This window comes from Candidatus Uabimicrobium helgolandensis (assembly GCF_041508025.1).
Classification (GTDB): domain Bacteria; phylum Planctomycetota; class Uabimicrobiia; order Uabimicrobiales; family Uabimicrobiaceae; genus Uabimicrobium; species Uabimicrobium helgolandensis.
In genome coordinates this window covers 7,360,960-7,378,420 of sequence record NZ_CP165719.1, presented here as the reverse complement: position 1 = coordinate 7,378,420, position 17,461 = coordinate 7,360,960, and the positions used below count along the sequence as shown (strand labels likewise).

The 17,461-nt window shown below is 34.3% G+C and carries 10 protein-coding genes; 6 read left to right on the top strand and 4 right to left on the bottom strand.

Annotated elements, in window-relative coordinates; all coding sequences use genetic code 11:
* Positions 1 to 73 precede the first annotated feature (73 nt).
* Positions 74 to 4,270: a protein kinase gene (locus UABHE_RS27315; protein WP_372366484.1), complete on the top strand. Its 4,197-nt coding sequence runs from the start codon at positions 74 to 76 to the stop codon at positions 4,268 to 4,270.
* Positions 4,271 to 4,830: 560 nt separating this feature from the next.
* On the opposite strand, the gene UABHE_RS27310 is transcribed toward UABHE_RS27315, so the two are convergent.
* Positions 4,831 to 7,854, bottom strand: coding sequence for a hypothetical protein (locus UABHE_RS27310; protein ID WP_372366483.1), 3,024 nt, complete (start codon positions 7,852 to 7,854; stop codon positions 4,831 to 4,833).
* A 134-nt stretch (positions 7,855 to 7,988) separates the two neighbouring features.
* Between UABHE_RS27310 and UABHE_RS27305 the strand changes: the two genes are divergently transcribed.
* On the top strand, positions 7,989 to 8,813 hold the full coding sequence (locus tag UABHE_RS27305; protein ID WP_372366482.1) for a bifunctional transcriptional activator/DNA repair enzyme AdaA: 825 nt from the start codon (positions 7,989 to 7,991) through the stop codon (positions 8,811 to 8,813).
* A 26-nt stretch (positions 8,814 to 8,839) separates the two neighbouring features.
* On the opposite strand, the gene UABHE_RS27300 is transcribed toward UABHE_RS27305, so the two are convergent.
* Both UABHE_RS27300 and UABHE_RS27295 read right to left on the bottom strand, forming a co-directional pair.
* Positions 8,840 to 9,199, bottom strand: coding sequence for a PilZ domain-containing protein (locus UABHE_RS27300; RefSeq protein ID WP_372366481.1), 360 nt, complete (start codon positions 9,197 to 9,199; stop codon positions 8,840 to 8,842).
* On the bottom strand, positions 9,186 to 10,016 hold the full coding sequence (locus UABHE_RS27295) for a hypothetical protein (protein ID WP_372366479.1): 831 nt from the start codon (positions 10,014 to 10,016) through the stop codon (positions 9,186 to 9,188). Before UABHE_RS27295 ends, UABHE_RS27300 begins: the two co-directional genes overlap by 14 nt.
* 217 nt (positions 10,017 to 10,233) lie before the next feature.
* Between UABHE_RS27295 and UABHE_RS27290 the strand changes: the two genes are divergently transcribed.
* The 4 genes from UABHE_RS27290 (at position 10,234) to UABHE_RS27275 (ending at position 16,011) form a co-directional block, all read left to right on the top strand.
* Complete coding sequence (locus UABHE_RS27290; RefSeq protein ID WP_372366478.1) at positions 10,234 to 11,271, top strand: branched-chain amino acid aminotransferase; 1,038 nt, start codon at positions 10,234 to 10,236, stop codon at positions 11,269 to 11,271.
* A gap of 10 nt (positions 11,272 to 11,281) precedes the next feature.
* The gene (locus UABHE_RS27285; RefSeq protein ID WP_372366477.1) at positions 11,282 to 12,574 is read left to right on the top strand and encodes a GIY-YIG nuclease family protein; all 1,293 of its coding nucleotides are present in this window, start codon (positions 11,282 to 11,284) and stop codon (positions 12,572 to 12,574) included.
* A gap of 10 nt (positions 12,575 to 12,584) precedes the next feature.
* On the top strand, positions 12,585 to 13,517 hold the full coding sequence (locus tag UABHE_RS27280) for a CvpA family protein (RefSeq protein ID WP_372366476.1): 933 nt from the start codon (positions 12,585 to 12,587) through the stop codon (positions 13,515 to 13,517).
* Between the two features lie 409 nt (positions 13,518 to 13,926).
* On the top strand, positions 13,927 to 16,011 hold the full coding sequence (locus UABHE_RS27275; protein WP_372366475.1) for a sodium-translocating pyrophosphatase: 2,085 nt from the start codon (positions 13,927 to 13,929) through the stop codon (positions 16,009 to 16,011).
* A gap of 48 nt (positions 16,012 to 16,059) precedes the next feature.
* Here UABHE_RS27275 and UABHE_RS27270 read toward each other — a convergent pair whose 3' ends face one another.
* On the bottom strand, positions 16,060 to 17,427 hold the full coding sequence (locus tag UABHE_RS27270) for a hypothetical protein (protein ID WP_372366474.1): 1,368 nt from the start codon (positions 17,425 to 17,427) through the stop codon (positions 16,060 to 16,062).
* Positions 17,428 to 17,461: the final 34 nt, after the last annotated feature.

The window sequence follows — 17,461 nt, the reverse complement described above, 5'->3', positions numbered from 1 at the left end:
AAAGAAGTTACCTTTTTCTATCTTAAAACGTATTTGTTTTGCATTGTGTAGCAGGTAAAACAGAAAGACTATTGTGCAAAAAAACAATTTTGATAAAAATGAACGATTTGCGAAAATGTTGGCGGCTGGAATAGATACGGGTTCAGAAGTTTGCAAGGCAAAAACGCTAGCTTTACGACGTGAGCTAAGCCCTGGAAGTGTTTTGGGAAAATATATTATCAAGAAAAAAATTGGGCATGGGGGGATGGGAATTGTTTACAAAGCAAAAGAAAAAAATGGAAATAAGATTGTAGCAATTAAGACATTGCACTCTATTAATTCAAAAAATAGTATGCAAATGGCCAGATTTCATCGAGAAATGAAACTTACCGCTCAACTCGATCACCCTAGTATAGTGAAGCTACATAGTAGTGAAGTAGACAATGGTATAGTTTTTTTTGCTATGGATTATATCAATGGTGTAGATTTCGGTGTATTTTTGGAGAGCCAGAGAGTTTCTCTCAATGATAAAATTAAATTGTTGATCCAGGTAGCACAAGCTCTTCACTACATGCATCAAAGAGGTATTATTCATCGCGATATAAAATTGTCCAATATCCTCATAACCCAAAATAAGCGAGCTTTAGTCGTTGATTTTGGCATAGCAAAAACTATAGAAAAAGGTAATACTCTTACTTCGGCAGGTAAAGTTGTTGGCACTTATGCTTATATGGCCCCCGAGCAAATGCTTAACCCTCGCCAAATCGATGCAAGAACAGATGTATATGCTTTGGGAGTTGTTTTATATGAAGTACTCACTGGACAATCGATGATAAAATCTTTGGAAGAGGTTGCCCATCCTTCCCCTGTTAAAATAAGTAAAATTAATCCAGAAATTCCTCAAAAGTTAGAGACAATTTGGCGTAAAAGTACGGCCATTAAACAAAAAAAACGCTATCAAAGTGCTGAGACGTTTGCTAATGACTTGAAAAATTTCTTACGAAAAAAGCCTATCTGCGCTAAAAATACAATAAACTATAAATACTATCTAATTACCTTTTCACTATTTATAGTTTGGGGGATTTATGTAGCTGTGAACAAAAAGAATGAAAAGCATACTCAAGAGCTCAATATTAAAACACAACTCAGCAGTAAAAATTATTTAAAATATGCAACAGATCTAATGGATGTTGGTTCATTTGAGGAAGCAAAAAAGCAATTGGTCCTTGCTTTGAAAGGTAATGAACAGGGGCTAGAAACTGAAATATTTAAAAATTTAACCTTAGTTTATAGTAATCTTAAACAGTACAACAAAGTAATAAAATATTATCAAAAATTGCCTAGTGAACTACGTAGTGATAATACTTTGCGTTTGGTGATGGTAAAAGCATTGTTTTATCAGGGACAATTTGATTTATTTAATCAATTAATTGCTGAGATATTAAAAGATAAAAAAGTAACAAGTGATCAACGTGTAGAAGTTTTTTTTTATTCCGGGGTTCAAGAATATAAAAATAAACAATATTCCGCAGCACTAAAAAAATTACACCAAGTAGAAATATCAATTGCAGATTTAAGTGTGCCGTCTAATTTTTCTATTGCGATTTTTTACCTAGGGGAATGTTATTATCACTTGCAAAATCTTTCTAAGGCTCGTGTTTACCTACAACATGCAAAAATTATTTTTTCACAAATGGACGAAGTTTATAAATATCTCGCTAAATCATATCTCGATGACAAATCTTTATCCGTATCACAGCGCGCACGGAAGGCTTTACCCTACTTAATGATGTGCAAAAAATTGCAACCACTAAATGGTGAATACCAAACAATGTTAGGGAATGCTTTGTATGCCTTAAAAAGGTATAAGGAGTCTATTGAGGCATTGAAAAAAGCATTAAAAATTTCTAACAATGTTTATGCTTTAGAAGGATTGTTAAAAGTTGCTTATCAAGACACAAGTATTACAGCGAAGAGCATACTCAAAAATTATATTGTAAATATTCGTAAAGTTCCACCAGATTTGTTTATTGAAGATTTTCGGAAAATAGAAAAGCAATATCAAAATATAATGGTTTCTATTGATGAAAAAAAAACTAGGACTCAAGTTTTTATTGAAAATTTAAGTAGATCATCAAGTAGTGTTTCTCAAAAAATAGCAACGCAAGCGCTTTTTCAATTACGCCATCATGTTGGAGTTGAAAAGAAAATACTAGATGCTATTAACAACACAAAATTTAAAATTCAAAAGCGATTTAAAAAAATTTACCAAAATATTATCGAGCAAAAACGAAGAGATGCTAAATTTAAACGATACTATTATCTTGCTAAAATTTACTTGCAAAACGATGATAAATTAGCTGACAAACTTTTGCAGGAGCAACAAGATATAAAATCTTTACTTTTTGATAATAGAGAGAAGATCGAGCTTAGGTATTTGGCAGGAAAAACTCTTTTGAAGCTAGGGGATCTTGCTTCTTTGGAGAAGGGCAGTTCTTCTACCACAGACTTAGTTTTATGTGGCATTTGCACCTGCATTCTACAAGAATCTGGATTTAGTAAGAATAATGATCGCGTTTTGCAAAAGGCGTATAAAAATATAAAAAATACTTTTTTTCGTTCGCTCATAGTTAAAAATTTAGATGTTACTAGCAAGAAATTTTTGCTAAGGATCCTTCAACAAGAAGACTCCCACATTCAGATTACTGCTGCAGCTAATTGTCTACAGTTGGAAGATGAAACACTCTTTAATAATGCAGTAAGAATTTTGCAAGTTTTTATGCGCCACAAAAATGATAATTTTCGCATATATAGCCATTTTTACTTTTGGCAGAAGAAATCGAGTGCAGCTGAAAAACTTTTTGCACAAGAAATAGAGAACTCTGATGAACGGATACTAAGAAATGTATTGCAATATTCTTCTCATATGGATATATCGCCCTACGTTCCTCAAATGATCAATATAATTAAGACCAAGCCATTAACGCTTGCTTTACAAACGGTAGGGGCTATTTGTTACTGGCAGCCTTTGCACCCTGAATTGAAAAAAATATTTGAAAATGAGCAGATTAGCAGTTTGGTCCGTGTTTATGTTTTACTGTATTCAATGGTGGCGTTAACAATGGAGTCTGATTATATCTTGTCGGTATTGAAGTCTATATACTACATTCAAACGTGGCTAAAGAAATCAGTTGATAAACAAAAACCTGCTAATTTTTTGGTAAAGATATTTGTTTATGATTTGCTTTGTAAAACAATTGGTTTTCCACTTAAGTATTTAGAAAACGAAAGCGATAATGTAAAATCAATTGTTTTGTTTTTTTTAGTACAACAACATCAAAGAGGTCGAAAAACAGAAAAATTTTCTAGGAAGTTAATACAAAAGTTAATAGAAGAAAACAGAGGAACCAAAAATAAAAATTTACAAAAAGCAGTTTTTGCAGCGGATATTGTTTTTAGTAATCCAAAGAAAAGAACAAAAATATATGAGTTGTTGAAAGCAGGAAAAAGAAAAGAACTCGGAGTAAAACATATTGGAGCAGCACGTGGTTTTTTTGAATTGCTTAAAAGTTCTGCGTATGGATCAAAATCCATCAAAAGTATTTTACTTGCCCAAGATAATAATGAGTTAAAGTGGTTGTTAACTCAGGCTTTAAATAAAAAATATCGCGAGGAGAATTTACAGTTAATCTCTTGGGTGATTACTTTAGATAGCACTAAATCGAAGTATTACTATTGGCAATTTCTTCTCTATACATCTAACAAAGAATATAAAAAAGCAGAAATCGCATTACATCAGGCTTTTGAAAAGAGTTTTTTTTCGAATTCTATTAATATTGTTTACTCTACAAGGTGTACTATCGACTTATTATATGTACTTTGGAAAAAAAATGATCAAGTACAAATAAGAAACATTTTACGGCAAGTTACGAAAGTTAACTTTGATGAAAACACTCTTTGGATAATGCGCGAAAAATTACTAGCTATGAGTGAATTTCCGGAGATACAAAAAATTTTAATAAAGTTTTGTATTAACATTAAATCTAATTTTGAATTGAATTTACCTAAAAACATTCCTAAAAATAGTGTTAAAAATGTTTTTTTTAAAGATAAGCAATCATTCGTTACTTTAGCAAGAATGTTTATGCGTTTAAAAGATCAAAAGAACGCTGTGAAATATTTACAATATTTAGAGAAAGACAAATTACTTAAGCAAGATATACTATTACAATATAAAGAATTACGCCCACTCAAAAAAGACCTTTGGTTTAGTTCTCTTCCTATTAAGTAAATTATTACGACTTGTTCCAGTTGAGATAATAATCTTGTGACGAGTATAAAGTCTTGATTTAGAACATGTTAAAAGTGACCTATGACAAAAATCGTCGAACTTCAGTGGTAAAATGCTTACAAAAGTATTTCCCCAAAGCAGTAGATGAAAATTTATAAAAAAAGTTGTATTCTAAGTAGGGCGTGTCGGGGTGTGTCGACATTTAAGCAAGTCGCAAAAACTTTTTGCAACTCACTTAAAAGAATGTTAGTTTAGTACTACAGTTAATTAAAATAACAAATAGGTAGCTATAAAAATTAGACACTCTGTAGGTCTTATTTTATCGATAGCTCTTCTCAAATAGCAAAAAATACTGTTATTTGTAAACAGCTAGGAACACCGAAAAATAAGGAACTGTACTTAGTTACAACTGTAGTACTAGTTTAAATTAAATCATTTTTAATGGTGTACAAGTTTCGCGTTAGAAGTGGATACGATATATCTTCTTTGTGTGATGCTTCGCTTTGCTTGCTTTGCGTCTCACAAAAGAAGATATAAATTTATATTGTATTGCAACAGTTTTACTTATACATCTGAGGATTTACGCGGTTAATGATAAATATTATTACTCCAATTGCGTATTTGCGTGAGGCGATTTTTATACTTAGCTTTCCCCAGTCTCCTTGGCGGTTGTAACCAAAAATTTTATCGTTTTTAAATTCAGCAATCGTTCCCCACGAACTACTACCACTATATCCTTTGATTATATTGCCTTTTATCTCTGCCACTTGCATCCACGAACCACCTTTATATCCGTAGACTTTTCCGTTTTCTTTAAATTCACCTATTTGTGTCCACGAATCGTCATGGTATCCATAAACTTTTTCATTTTCTTTAAATTCGCCTATTTGTGTCCACGATTCTTTGTGATAACCGTAAACTTTTCCTGTTTTATACACGGTTGCTACCGAGGTGTACGTTGTGTTGTTATGAAATTTATGATAGATCCAGTCATGAGCGTTGCCTCCACCGTGTTCTTCTTTTATTTTTTTTGTTAATTTTCCGGCGACGTCGAAAAAATAAATATGATGTTCGTCAACGTATTTGTTTTTGGGCTTTGTGTATAACCATCTTGTGTATTTAGGCTTTTGTTCTTGCTCATTTGGGTATTTTTTTTCCCACTCTTTATAAATGACACTTTGTTCAGCACTTAAACTATTTTCAAATTTTTCTTTAGCAAGGAGAGCTTGTTTTTCTGCTTCTAGTTTTTTTTGCTCTAGTGCTTTTGCATTTTCAGCTAGAAGGTTATCTACTTGGGATTTTTTTTGTTGTAAGGTAATGGCAAATTGCGGATCAATTTCAGCAAAACTGTTTATTGCTTCGTAAGTGTTTTTCGCTATTTTTTGCTGTTCTTCTGGGTCCATATCTTTTGCTTTGAGCACGTTGAGTAGCATGTCTAGTTTTTGCTTGCCCATTTTTGTGCTGTAGCCAATAACTATTTTGCGACTATTGATATTGTGATTTGCTAAATCGACGAGATGTTTCCATTTTTTAGATTTCCAGTAAGAAAAATTCCCGTCGATGTCTTTAGTACTCTCGAAAGCTGCGCGACACGCTTTTTCTGTTATTTCTTGCTGTTGTTTGCTTATATAGTCTTTGAAATCACCTGAAGCATACTGTTCAGCCCATTTAAAATTAGGAAGAATCCAGTTGAAGTAGTTGTCATCAATGACTTTGCTCGCAGCGGCCATTGATTGTTCTGTGGCTAGTTTTTTTGTTAGTTGTGCGCTTGCTGTGTGTTGGTCTATTAATTTTTTGAATAGTGGAGCTTTTTCGTAAGGTTTCAGCAGATTGATTGCTTGTTGATATTTTTTTATAGCGTCATTAAATGATGTATTTTCGGTAAAACTGGTGTATTGTTTTGCTGATTCAGTAGAAGCTTGAGCGCTTTTTTCTAAAAGAACAGATTTTTGTAAAATTACAGCCACTTTAAACTGAGGAATAATGGCTATGTATTTTTTGGATATTTGCGTATAGCGCGTTTTAGTTTCTGTTATTTTTGGATGATCTCCATAGGTGTTTTTTATTTGCTGCAGATTTTCTTTTATTTTTTTTAAACGAAAATTTATTTGTCTTATCGTAAGGTCAAGAGTTACTTGTGGATCTCGGCTTGTGGTTATCTTGTTTGGAGTACTCTTTAGCATTTGATCTATTTCGTTCATGTATCCTGTTGACCAAGACAATGAATTTTGTATGGAGTTAGCAAGTTCCTTGGCTTTTATTACTTGTAATTTGTTTTGTAGAAAAGTAGCTAGTTCAACCATTTCCTTGTACTTTGTTATTTGTTCTGAGTAGTTAGTTGGGTTTTTGGTTAGAACTTGTATATGTGGAGTTGCTTCTTGTATTTTTTTTGTAAGTTGTGTGGTTAAATGTGAAAAGCGTTGCGAAGATACATTTTGCCCACTTTGAATTTGTTTTTGAATTTGTTGTCCTTGAGTAACCTGTCTTCTCGAAAAGCTAAATATGCTACGTAGACGCGAAGCGGCATTTTTTTCTTGTGTGCTATTAGTTGTTAGGGAATTCGCTTGGTTCGGAGTTTGTTTGTCACTATGGGTTGGTTGATTTGCATTTTTTAGTTCATTGTATTTTACAATCATACTTTGGACTCCCGAATCGCCAATGGGAAGTCGTTTTATAAAGCTGTCGGCTTTTTTAAGCTCACGTAATCTCGAAGATGGATTTGAGTAGCCGCGTGCGCGATTTATATAATAATTTGCTTGCCGTAGGTCGCTTTTTTGTTGAGGAGATAGTTGATTGCTTTGTTTAGAATCATTTTGTTGTTTGTTGGTTGTTGCATTCGAAGGTTTTTCTATTGTGGCTAATATTTTATTGTAAGACTCGGTTAATGTTTTTACATTTTCGTTTTGTGGTATTTGTTGTTGCAGAGGTTGAAGGTATTTTAATACCTGATTTAATTGATTGCGACGCGCGTACACTGATGTTGATTTTCCAGCGCGTTTTAAGTAGTATACAACTTTATTAACATTGCTTTTTTGAATAGCTGTTAGTTGCTGCGATGTTTGCGTTTGTTTTTGTTGTTGAGTGTGTTGTTGCGGTTGGTCTTTTTGTCCAAGAAGAATCTGAATGGCACTTATTGTTTCTTTGCCTTCTTTGATGTAAGGGCTATTACTGCCTTCTAAGGCTTGGACTTGCTGTTGAATCGTTTTAAGAGAAGATGTTAGGTAATTTTTTTCCCAATCAGGAACTTGTTGTGGGTTTTTATAACGGCGAATACGACTTTTAACACCTTGCAAAGAAAATTTGAGTTTGCTTTCAAGACTAGCAATGACTGTTTTTTGTTGGAGAGCTGTGAAGCGTTGTTGAAGTTGTTGAACATCGCTATGATTAGGATGTGCTTTTGTAAGTGATTCTACCGTACTTTTAGCGTATCGCAGATAGTTTTTCATAATGGACACATGGGTGGCTTTTTCTGCTTTGTTTAAGTAACCAGTCGCTGTTTTAAGTTGACTTTTTTGAGAAGGGGTTAAGTCTTCTGCCATGATACTTATGAGAAAAATGGCGAGCAATAAAAATGTTTTTTTCATAAACCATATCCTTAAAGATTAGGGGTTGCCGTTGATTTTTAAAACCGCAAGAATCGGGTCGCTATTATTTATACTTTAACATAAAGTACACTTCTGTAAAGTGCATAGCAAAGAATAAGTATTGGGAGATAACAATGAGAATAAATGATACTGAAAAAGCCAGAGATTACGAAATAGTTGAGCGAGCTATATTATTTCTTGAAAAAAATTTTCGCCTGCAGCCAACTTTACAAGAAATTGCAAGGCACGTCCATTTAAGTGAATTTCATTTTCAACGTTTATTTCAGCGTTGGGCAGGGGTTTCTCCTAAAAAATTTATACAATTTTTGTCAAAAGAGCATGCGAAATCACTTTTACAAGACTCTGAAAGCATTCTTAATACAGCTTATGACACAGGGCTTTCTGGGTCAAGTCGACTTCATGATTTGTTTGTTACTCATGAGGGGGTGACTCCTGGAGAGTATAAGACTTTAGGCAAAGGGCTAGATATAATTCACGGTCGATGCTTGACTATTTTTGGGATGTGCTATTTGGCAATGACAGACCGCGGAGTGTGTGAAATACACTTTGAATGTTCTAATTTTGTAGAGTACCTACACGCCAGGTGGTCAGCAGCAAATCTTATTGAGAATAATGACGAGGTAAAACTTGTTATCGATAAGATATTTTCTGGTGAAGGGTCTATTCATTTATTATTGCGTGGTACTAATTTTCAAGTGAAGATTTGGGAAGCTCTTCTTCGTATACCAAGCGGAAAGGTTGTTTGTTACTCTGACATTGCAAAGTATATTGGAAATGAAAAAGCTGTACGCGCCGTAGGAAGTGCTATTGCAAAGAATCCAATAGCTTTCTTGATTCCTTGTCATCGTGTAATCCGAAAATTAGGACATTTTAATGATTATCGTTGGGGAAAGGTAAGAAAGAAAGCTATATTGGGTTGGGAAATGGTGCAAGATTAGTGGCTAAAATACTCATGTAGCGTTTATTATGAATCTTGAGAGGTTGTTTCACGTAAAAACTTTTCTAAAACAAGCTCATTGCCACGTGACATATTTTCAAAACGAATACCTATTTCTGAAAAACCTTCTTTTAGTTGCGCTATATGCGCAATAGCTGCACGTACTTCTATAACAGCCTCTTCTAGAGCAATATATAGATATAATTCATCTTTAGGAATTTTGTCGTTAGGTACCTCAAGCTTAATCCCTTTTAGCGAGATATCTAGCGTTCTTCCTAAACCTTCCACTTTAGCGTTTTGGTCTTCATCTTGATATTGATACGACACAAAATTGATCGAATCTATTCTCGATACCGATCTTCTTTCTTTTGGATCACTTTCTGTCATAATAATTACCTATAAAAGAAAAAATTGTTTTTGCTTTTTGTTGATCTCTGGTTGTGGCGTCGTTTCGTTTTAAAATTTTTAAGATACTTGATCTATTATGATATAAAGTACCAAGAACATGCATTTGTTGCAATGAAATTTGTTTTTTTTTGTTGAATGAGTTCTCTTTATCGCTTATGAGACGGCTAAGTATAGCAATCGCTTCTTCTATTTGTCCTTTTTTAAGGATTGTTTTGGCCTCTGTATCTAATTCATTTTGCATCCAAAAAATTTGCGATGTTTGTTTTTGCTGTTTAAAAAGGTTACGTAGTTGATGTGTATTGTTTGCTAAAACTGTCGTTTTGTGTTCATAGAAATTGTAGTTGATCTCTTCATCAGCAATAATGATTTTCACAGGAATAATTTTTTGGACAACATTTTTCGTAACAGTGTTTTTTATTGGTAAATTTGCAAACCCGTTGTGAAAACGATGTTGAGTTATTTTTTTCTGGATAGTTTTGTCTTGTTGAGGTTGAATGCCGATTGTTATTCTGACTTGTGCATCTTTTTCTTCAACAAGCTTCATATGTGGTAAATTTTCCTGTAAAGATAATAGTACGCTATTTGTAATTTTTTGATCGGAAACTAAGCTTTTGTTTTTAAGGTCTAAATAAAATTTTTCTGTTTGTTTTAGGAATGGAATTTGTGGAGTAAAATAACTAATATTAAATTTAGTAATTATTGTTTGTGGTTTGTTGGTACAAGAAATGCAAAAACACATCAACAAAAATATGAGTTTTGTGATATAATAACGTTTTAAATTCTGCGAACATAGCATGATATTTATTCCACAAGGAAATGCAATTTTCTAATAATACAATAAGTGATTTTTGAATGTGCTCTGTTTTCGGAACACATTCTAATTATAACAGACTTTTTATCTTTGCTGTAGTAGATTATATACTTTGTGATAATAACCACAAAGTAATGATTTATCATTTTGTAATGATACCCCCAAAATCTGTTTTAAACTTCCTGGGGAAAGGGAAATTAAGATGAATGAAATGAATAACATTGAATGGAAAAAACTAGGGTTTAAGTTTTTTCCTACAAAACACATGTTTGTTGCTACTTGTTCGAGTGAAGGCTGGAAAGTAGAAGGGTTACGTCCATTTGGCAATATTGAAATTTCTCCTGCTGCGGGTGTTTTGAATTATGGGCAGGGACTTTTTGAAGGTTTAAAAGCTTATAGTGGACGCGATTCTAATGTATATTTGTTTCGTCCTCAAAAAAATGCAGAAAGAATTCACAATGGATGTAAAAGATTGTGTATACCCCCTTTACCGTTAGATATATTTGTACAAGCGGTCAATGAAGTGACAAAAGCAAATCGAGAATATGTGCCTCCTTATCAAGAAGATTCTATTGCTCAAGGAGCCTTATACTTGCGACCTGTAGTGTGGGGAACTGGTCCTGTTCTTGGTGTGTCGCCAGCTCCGTCATACACTTTTGTCACTTATGCTTGTCCTGTCGGACCTTATTTTCGTTCTGGTTTTGAATGCATAAAGTTAAAGATTTCTGATTCTCACCATCGTGCGGCTCCTGGAGGAACAGGAGGAGTTAAGGCTATTGGTAATTATTGTGTTGGTATGATGCCTGCTAAAGCAGCAAAAGATGAAGGTTTTCAAGAAATTTTGTACTTAGATGCTAAAGATAATCGTTATATCGAAGAAGTGGGGGCAGCTAATTTTTTCTGTATAAAAGGAAATAGACTTTATACTCCTAATTTGGATGGCTGTATATTGCCAGGAGTTACACGCAGCTCTATTCTACATTTAGCAAAACATGAGTTTGGAATGGAAGTTTTTGAACAAAAAATTTCTGTGGAAGATATTCTCGATTGTGATGAAGCGTTTGCTAGTGGAACTGCTGCAGTAATTACACCAATTGGTTCTGTTCAACATCAACAAAAAGAAATTGTTATTAATAACAGTGAACCAGGAACTGTTAGCAAGAAAATTTATAAAATGTTGTTAGATATTCAGCATGGAATTACAGATGATAAATACAACTGGCGCTCTGTAGTTGAGTAGGGCGATGGATATGCTCGAATTAGCAAAGAATTTGCCTCAAGTTCCAGGTGTTTATTTGATGAAGAACGAAGAGGCAAAGATTTTATATATAGGCAAAGCAAAATGTTTAAAAAGTCGCGTATCGAGCTACTTTCAAAAGTCAACGGAGCATGCACCTAAAATAGCTTTGATGGTTAAAAAAGTACGTGATATTGAGGTTTTAGAAACAGATTCTGAAGTTGACGCGCTTATTTTAGAATCAAAACTCATTAAAGATTTGCAACCTAAATATAACACGCGACAAAAAGATAGCAAATCGTACCCGTTTATTGGAATTTCTAAAAGGGAAGATTTTCCAATGGTTGTTGTAGGGCGTGAGCATGAGCTATGCTCTAAAAAATATAAATTGTACGGACCTTTTGTTGATGGTTATGGTTTAAAAATCAGTTTTAAATTGTTGCAAAAAATATTTAAATTTCGAACTTGCGATCTTGTTATCAAGGAGAATGATCCCAAGAATAAATATTATCGCGCTTGCTTACTTGCATCTATCAAATATTGTTCTGCTCCTTGTGTTGGACGTATTAGTAGTGAGTTATATAAAAAAGATATCCAAGGATTCTCTCGTTTTCTTCAGGGAAAAAGTCGACGTGTAGTAAAAAATTTAAACAAGGAAATGCAAGAAGCATCTGCGGGCTGGGATTTTGAAAAAGCAGGTAAGATACGCGACCAAATTATTGCAATAGAGAGCTTGGATAAAAAAGGAACTCAAGGTGGAGATTATTTACCTGGAGAACATTTTGATGTAAATCCTGTCTCAGCTCTAAAAATGCTACGAGATGTTTTAGAGTTAGATGATTTGCCAAATGTGATAGAAGGAATTGATATAGCACATCATGGTGGCAAAGAAGCTGTAGGAAGTTTGGTTACTTTTGTTGGTGGATTTCCCTTTAAAGAAGGTTATAGACGCTACCGTATTAAAGTAGATGCGCATTGTGATGATTATCGTATGTTACAGGAAGTTTTTATGCGGCGGTTTACTGGGCAAGATCAAAAACGCGATTTGCCTGATGTTTTTCTCGTTGATGGTGGCAAGGGACAACTTTCTGCGATTATTCACAAAATGCAGAAATTAGAAGTTTCTCTTCCTATGGTTATTTCTCTAGCAAAAAAGAACGAAGAAATTTTTCTACCTGGAGCAAAACAACCATTACCATTACCTAAAAGTTCATTGGCACATCACTTACTATGCCATGTGCGTGATGAGGCTCATAGATTTGCTCAAAGTTATCATCATTTGTTAAAAAGCAAAGATTTTAAGTGAAGGAAAATAAATGGCCAAAAAAGACACTACTGCTATTTATTTAGCAATAAATATATTTGCATTTTTATGTTGTTGGGCTGCGGCAATGGGTTTTCTGTCGTGGTTTGATGCTCCTGTAGGTATTTTACTTGTTTTTGCCACGGTTGCCGGTTATCTGCAAGGAGCTGTACGTGAAATATTAGGACTTTTCGTTGGTTTACTTTCTTTGGTTGTAGCTTGGCTTTTGGCTGTGTGGTTGACTCACACCATTGGTTTTGGTTTTTTCTTTTCGAAATTACATTATGCTTACATTTCTTGGTTTGTAATACTGGCAATAGCATTTTTATACTTAAGCAAAAAAGTTTTAATAGTTATGATTCGCAAATGCCATAACCAAAAATGGTTACGCGAGATTTCTTTTCGCTTGGGGGTAGCTACAGGTATTGCCAAAGGAGTGTTTCTTTGTTACCTTTATTTAGCTATTATTCACTTTAGTGGTTTTCTCGTTACTAATTTTCCTGAACAAGTTAAGAAGTCTATGGTTCTTGACAAGTTTATTTCTATGGAAAAGCAATACCAACTTGCTGAAGGTGCCGATTTTCTAAATCTTCATCATTCAATAATCGATATGGAAAGTCGCTGGAAATTTTATGGTGTTATTGGAGGTTTGTATCCTGGAGATTACTTTTTGCAAAGAAAAGCCTTAGATATTTTAACACCTGTTATTTATAATAATAAAACGATAAGTGAGTTTCGCGATAGTAAAAAAGGAAAAGAACTCATCTTGATCTTGAGCAAATTGAAAAATATGAGAAAAATTTGGAAAAAAAATACTAATAACATCAAAGTTTTGAAAGCTCGTACTCACTCTCCGCGAAAAATTCTTATATTGCTTTATCAGAAACGTCTTCAAGAAGTATTTGAATCAGAGGATGTGAAAAAATTTTTACGGCAGATGCCATAGGAAAATTTAAAATTTTCTTGATTATAAAGTAGTAATTAGGATAATTCAACATCATAACAAGTGTCTGGATTGAGACACATAGTTTCATTGTAGGTATTTCTATTTAGGGTCTATTGCATTTGAAAACCTAAAATAGAGAGTTATTACAAAGCCTAGTACTCCATAAAGTTGATTGTGGATTCTTTAGCACGACCTTTAGTTTTGAAAGTTATTGTTCTTTTATTACAGAATTACAACTATGCACTCTCATCACATCTAGTTCAAAAAACGAAATGTATGCTAAACAAAATCAAAGCTAACTTTACAGAGTACTAGTTATTACACGTAATTATATTTTGCAATAATTTATAGGGTAGACCCTATACGATATGTTTTTTTAATACTTTTAGTACAGGAAAGTTTTGAGTATATGGATATTTTAGTTTTTGCTTCTCCTGTCGCAGCCTTATTGTTTGCTATATTTTTAACTTCGAATATTTTAAAGCAATCTCAAGGTACAGAGAAAATGCAAAAAATAGCTGGCGCCATTCAAGAAGGCGCAAAGGCATTTTTGAAAACAGAGTACACAATTTTATTTGTATTCTCTATTTTAGTCTCAGCGGCAATATTTGTTTTTATCGATAAACAAAATTTAATGTTTGACAGAAATCTTGGTACAGGTGGAACAGCCTTATCCTTTATTATTGGTGCTTCAACATCCGCACTTGCCGGTTGGATTGGTATGTGGATTGCGACTCGTAGTGCTGTAAGAACTACTGAAGCGGCAAAAGAAAGTTTATCTTCTGCTTTGCGCGTTTCTTTTTCTTCAGGTACTGTAATGGGATTAGTTGTTGTTGGCTTGGGTCTTCTAGGTGTCTCAACACTATACTACGTATTCCAAGATGCAAAACCTGTTTTTGGGTTTTCTTTTGGAGCATCAGCAATTGCTTTATTTGCGAGAGTTGGTGGTGGAATTTTTACCAAAGCTGCCGATGTTGGAGCTGATTTAGTTGGTAAAGTGGAACAAGGGATTCCTGAAGATGATCCACGTAACCCTGCGGTAATTGCAGACAATGTTGGTGACAACGTTGGTGATGTTGCTGGTATGGGAGCAGATCTTTACGAGAGTTATGTTGGCTCAATTGTTGCAACTATAGCACTTGCAGCTGCGACATTTTCTGGTGATATGGGTGTTCAGGCAGCAATGTTGCCTCTTGAAATTGCTGCAGTAGGTATTATTTGTTCTATTATTGGTACATTTTTTGTACGTACAGACAACGAAGCAAAGCTAAATTGGGCTTTGTCGAAAGGTCTTTTAATTGCAAGTCTCCTTCTTGTTGGTGCGTCTGCATTTTTGATACATCATACTGGAGTTTCGGTTGCAGGTAAGCATCCGTGGGGTGTATTTATTGCAATTGTTTCTGGTTCTATGTTGGGTGTTATCATCGGACTTTTAACTGAGCATTATACTTCAGAGCAAAAAAGCCATGCAAAATGGATCGCTGAGCAGTCTAAAACTGGAGCAGCAACAAACATTATCGCTGGTCTATCTGTTGGATTACAATCAACAGCACTTCCAATATTTTGCGTCGCTATTGCTACTTTTCTTGCTTTTCACTTTGCTGGTCTTTACGGAATTGCAATTAGTGCAGTTGGTATGCTAGCAACTCTTGGTATTTCTCTAGGTGTTGATGCATACGGACCTGTTGCAGACAACGCAGGTGGAATTGCTGAAATGAGTGAATGCGAACCTAGTGTACGTGAACGTACGGATAAGCTAGATGCGGCTGGTAACACAACTGCGGCTATCGGTAAAGGATTTGCTATTGGTTCTGCTGCTTTGACAGCTTTAGCACTTTTCTCTACATATGCTAAAGAAGTTGAAATTACAGGCTCTGGTGGTGCAGGAAGTTTTACTTTGGACATTTTAAACCCAACTGTAATGATCGGTTTGCTTTTAGGTGGAGCTGTTACTTATCTTTTTGGTGCGATGACAATGAAAGCTGTTGGTCGTTCTGCAAATACAATGGTAAACGAAGTACGCAGACAGTTCAAAGAGATCGATGGTTTATTTGAAGGTAAAGCAGAGGCTGATTACGCTAGTTGTGTTAAGATTGCAACAAACGGTGCCCTTCGCGAAATGGTACTTCCTGGGCTTCTCGCTGTATCGTTTCCTTTACTAGTAGGCTCATTTTTAGGCTTTGAGGCTTTGGGTGGTATGCTTGCAGGAGCGTTATTGTCTGGTGTTTTATTAGCTATTTTTATGGCAAACGCTGGTGGTGCTTGGGATAATGCTAAAAAGTATATTGAAGGTGGAGCTCTCGGTGGAAAAAACAGTGGCCCGCATAAAGCAGCTGTTGTAGGCGATACTGTTGGTGATCCTTTCAAAGATACTTCTGGCCCATCAATGAATATTTTGATTAAATTGATGTGTACAGTAAGTTTGGTTTTTATACCGCTTATTTCTGTACTTAAACCTCTGATTGATGAATATTTAGCCAAAATATTTTCTTAGAATCATGTGAAAATTTTATAATTGTAGGACATATGTCCTACAATTATTTTATAAAAGTGGTTTTGCCACTTCCCGCCTATAAAAAATATAACTTCCAAAAGCTACTAATAAACCACAATCAATTATCACTAAAAATATAAATGCTTGTGCGAGTGTTAGCCAATCAATATATCTTCCTGTTGTTATATGTTCAAAAGCAAGATACTGCGAAAAATTTGGAACAATCATATTTAGTCCGACAAAGTATTGTTCGTATAAAAAACTTAAGAAACTCTGCCTTTCTTGTACTAATATATCTGCACCGGTAATGGCCATTTCTCTTAAAAAATCAAGTAGTATACCTAATTTAAAAATAAATAAAGATGTTAAAATTGCGACGGGAAAAGATAGAAAAGTGGCGAAAAATAATGAGATGGCAGACAAAAGATTTAAGACTATAAATATAAGAAATAGAAACTTAGCGTAGTTAGCTATGAAAGAACCTTGGGGATAAAGAACTTCAATACCATCCTCTATTGGAAAAAAAAGGCTTCCTGCTGCATTATGCTGATTTATGTATAAAACCTCTAAGTTACCATTTGCATCTATAGCATTAGCAGGGATAGATATTTCATCAAACTCTCCCACTTCTGTTTCTCCAGTAACAGAATATTTCGCATATGCTCCTACAATCCACTTGGTACGTATTCTAAATCCATATGTAGCATTGGGGCTATATATTTTATAACGAATGCGTATTTCGGCATTTTCTTTTTTGCGCAAATCTTTTGGGAAATCCTTAAATATAAATACCTTACCTTGGCCAACGGGAATGTATTGTAGTGCTTGTCGCAGTTTGTTGCGAACTCTTTGTTTTGCTTCGTCTTTAGCCATATTAGGGTCTATTTTTGCTTCTTCAGCCATACGTTTATAACGGCTTTCTACGTCTTTTTCGAACTCTTCTTCTGGAAAATAGAATTTGGCTGCTGCTGAGGCTGTATAGAATTGATTTTGAAATTTCTTTTTTTGTTTAGGATTTATTTTTCCGTAACCAAAAAAATGAATAGTGGTAACGGTTATTAGTCCCAAAATGACAAGTAAACAAAGATTGAGTATAGCGAGCCCCCAAAGTTTGCCTACAAAAAATTTCCAGCGGGCAATTGGTTTTACATCGATAAGGAAGAATTGTTTGTGCTTAATTTCTTGCGAAAAAGAAAGCGTTGAAAGATACATTGTTTGTATTGCAAGTAGAGCAAAAAGTAACATGGAACTATAAAGAAGCAATAGTTTAGTGTGTCCTAATACTGTTCCATCTCCGCGTAGGGAAAATGGAAAATAAATTAACAAAGCTACTACCGCTATAAATGAAAGCAGTGGGGTTTTGAGGCGCATTGCTTCTTGAATAACTTTGTGCGCAATAGCATTAATTTCGTTCATATACTTTTTCCTGTTTGAATTGATCGTAATGGAA

Bases quoted from the DNA above. Each gene is read 5' to 3' on its own strand.
- UABHE_RS27275 (WP_372366475.1), top strand. From the start codon at position 13,927: ATGGATATTTTAGTTTTTGCTTCTCCTGTCGCAGCCTTATTGTTTGCT.
- UABHE_RS27310 (WP_372366483.1), bottom strand. From the start codon at position 7,854: ATGAAAAAAACATTTTTATTGCTCGCCATTTTTCTCATAAGTATCATG.
- UABHE_RS27295 (WP_372366479.1), bottom strand. From the start codon at position 10,016: ATGCTATGTTCGCAGAATTTAAAACGTTATTATATCACAAAACTCATA.
- UABHE_RS27300 (WP_372366481.1), bottom strand. From the start codon at position 9,199: ATGACAGAAAGTGATCCAAAAGAAAGAAGATCGGTATCGAGAATAGAT.
- UABHE_RS27285 (WP_372366477.1), top strand. From the start codon at position 11,282: ATGCTCGAATTAGCAAAGAATTTGCCTCAAGTTCCAGGTGTTTATTTG.
- UABHE_RS27290 (WP_372366478.1), top strand. From the start codon at position 10,234: ATGAATGAAATGAATAACATTGAATGGAAAAAACTAGGGTTTAAGTTT.
- UABHE_RS27305 (WP_372366482.1), top strand. From the start codon at position 7,989: ATGAGAATAAATGATACTGAAAAAGCCAGAGATTACGAAATAGTTGAG.
- UABHE_RS27270 (WP_372366474.1), bottom strand. From the start codon at position 17,427: ATGAACGAAATTAATGCTATTGCGCACAAAGTTATTCAAGAAGCAATG.
- UABHE_RS27280 (WP_372366476.1), top strand. From the start codon at position 12,585: ATGGCCAAAAAAGACACTACTGCTATTTATTTAGCAATAAATATATTT.